This window comes from Pseudoalteromonas sp. SR41-8, from assembly GCF_014163915.1.
Classification (GTDB): Bacteria; Pseudomonadota; Gammaproteobacteria; order Enterobacterales; family Alteromonadaceae; genus Pseudoalteromonas; species Pseudoalteromonas rhizosphaerae.
Genome location: NZ_JACJEE010000108.1, coordinates 1 through 266, shown reverse-complemented (window position 1 = coordinate 266; position 266 = coordinate 1). Strand labels below are relative to the sequence as shown.

The 266-nt window shown below is 54.9% G+C and carries 1 protein-coding gene; it reads left to right on the top strand.

Annotation, left to right across the window (positions count from 1 at the left end; all coding sequences use genetic code 11):
- Nucleotides 1–266 (top strand): Ig-like domain-containing protein (locus tag H5162_RS21210; protein ID WP_220493652.1); only part of this gene is annotated, 266 nt, incomplete at both ends.

Sequence of the window (266 nt, the reverse complement as noted above, 5' to 3'; positions counted from 1 at the left end):
ACCCCGATTGAGGTTGATGGCCGGATCAATGCCGTAGAAGATGACAGTGTATTGATCACCGGCTCTGGGGCGGAAGCCAATGCCAGTGTCAGTGTGACTATCAGCGATGGTTCGAATAACCAATCGCGTACTGTGACGGCTGATGGCTCTGGGGCATGGACTATCAGTGGTAGTGAGTTTGATGTCAGCAGCTTTAACGATGGCACGCTCACCGTCAGCGCCACACAAAGTGATGCGGCGGGTAACACCTCCAGTGCAGCCAGCAC